Origin of the sequence: Pseudomonas caricapapayae (assembly GCF_001400735.1) — a bacterium.
GTDB lineage: Bacteria > Pseudomonadota > Gammaproteobacteria > Pseudomonadales > Pseudomonadaceae > Aquipseudomonas > Aquipseudomonas caricapapayae.
Map to the genome: position 1 here is coordinate 1 of NZ_LJPW01000020.1, position 1,880 is coordinate 1,880.

Sequence of the window (1,880 nt, forward strand, 5' to 3'; positions counted from 1 at the left end):
AGGAAGCGATAGAACCCACTAGACTTCAACTGCAGAACGCCAAGACCGGCGAGATCATTCTGGTGGACATTGCCGCTACAGAAGGACCTGCAGACCAACCGGCGCTGGAACCGGTGAAGATCGTCGAAGGTGAAACGTCCGCCACTCGCTACGGATCAGCTGCTACAGCGCGCTCAGGCAAATCTTCTAACGCGCCCCCAGAGGAATCCAGCCGCTCGAAGGCTGAGGATGATGAACCAGAGGAAGTGGTCAAGCGGGAAACGCCTGTCCCAGTGGTTCTGACACGCTATGCGGCGCAGGTGCTCTATGCGCCGTTGCGCACGGTGGAGCCTGTCGAAGGTATTACCCAGGTGAAGATTGATCGCAGTATGAATCTGACCACCCTGCTACCCACTCTACCGGTCACCGCCGCCCCACTGGGCGCATGGCGTCTGGATGACTTCTGGGTAACTGCCGTCAAGCTGCAAAACCAGACGGCGCAGCGCGTCACGCTCGACCCTCGGGAACTGATGGGAGACTTCGTGACGGCGGCCTTTCAACATCCCTATCTTGGGTCTCGCGGTGATGCCAGCGACACCACCACGCTCTACCTGGTCACTCGGGATCATGGTCTGACACAGGCAACCGTGTTCTCAGTCGCCCCGATAGATTCGCGTGCGGCGCAGGGAGCGAAGCATGAAGAGTAACCCGCTGCTCAAGTACCTGGTGATTCCACTGCTCCTGATCACGGTATTCATCGGCATCAAAATGATGAGGGGTGGATCCGCACAGCAGTCTGACAACGCACCGGCCCCAAAACTCACAGCCGAACAGGCCAAGTCTCTTGGAGTGGAAGGCGACACACCGAGCGACACGCTGCGCACGGTCGTGGCTGAAGGACGGGAGCTCAAGCAGCAGATATCCGATGTCATCCAGCAGAACACGGCCGTCAAACAGGACAACGAGGCGCTTAAACAACGACTGGCGAACATTGATCAGACCGTAGAGCAGCGCCTGAGAAACGCACAGGAACAGTACAAGCTCGACAGCCAGCAGCAACAGCAAAGCGTGCTTGACGGTTTCAAAAAGCAGATGGACGAACTGACCAGGCTCGGTCAGAACAGCAGCGCCAGTTCGGACCTGCCAATTGGTTTGGGCGTTCAGCCAGGTGACGGTCAACAGTTCAATTCGGAAACAAGCGGTTCGGATATCATCTGGATCGTTCCTCAAGACGCGACCGCTCTGGACGGCAACGGTAAACCTATAGGGACCGGCAACAATGTCCCCGCGAGCGGCTACAGCTTTCCTAGCGCTTTTGGGGAATCTGTTGATCGAGGCCAGAAGGCTCTGACGACAGGCGCTCAGGCTGTTCGTGATGACATGGGTGGCCAGCAACAGGAGCGCAAGAAGGTACGTCGAGCCTACACCCTGCCTCAGAACTCGACCCTGATGGGGTCAATCGCCATGTCTGCGTTGATCGGTCGGGTGCCGGTCGACGGAACCGTCAATGATCCCTACCCGTTCAAGGTGCTGATCGGTCCGGACAACCTCACCGCCAACGGCATCGACCTTCCCGACGTAGCCGGTGCAGTAGCCAGCGGCACAGCGTCCGGCGACTGGACCTTGTCATGCGTACGCGGGCAAATCAAAAGCCTGACCTTCGTGTTCACCGACGGTACTGTCCGCACCCTGCCGGCCCCGATCCAAGGTGGGAATCAACAGAACAACAACCAGAACAACTCCGGTGACCAGCAAGCCATTCAGGGCGGGCTCGGATGGATCAGCGATCCCTACGGTATCCCGTGCATCGCCGGAGAGCGACGCAGCAATGCACAGCAGTACATCGGCTCGCAGGCGCTGATCACCGCAGCTGGAGCAGGGGCAGCATCGTTGATCAAGAC

2 protein-coding genes are annotated in these 1,880 nt (G+C 58.7%); both read left to right on the forward strand.

What is annotated here, in order from left to right:
- Positions 1-686 (forward strand): TIGR03749 family integrating conjugative element protein (locus ALO80_RS03220; protein WP_055007914.1); only part of this gene is annotated, 686 nt, incomplete at its 5' end.
- Positions 676-1,880, forward strand: a 1,205-nt coding sequence (locus tag ALO80_RS03225; RefSeq protein ID WP_055007915.1) for a TIGR03752 family integrating conjugative element protein, incomplete at its 3' end; no start/stop codon positions are given. The genes ALO80_RS03220 and ALO80_RS03225, both read left to right, overlap by 11 nt.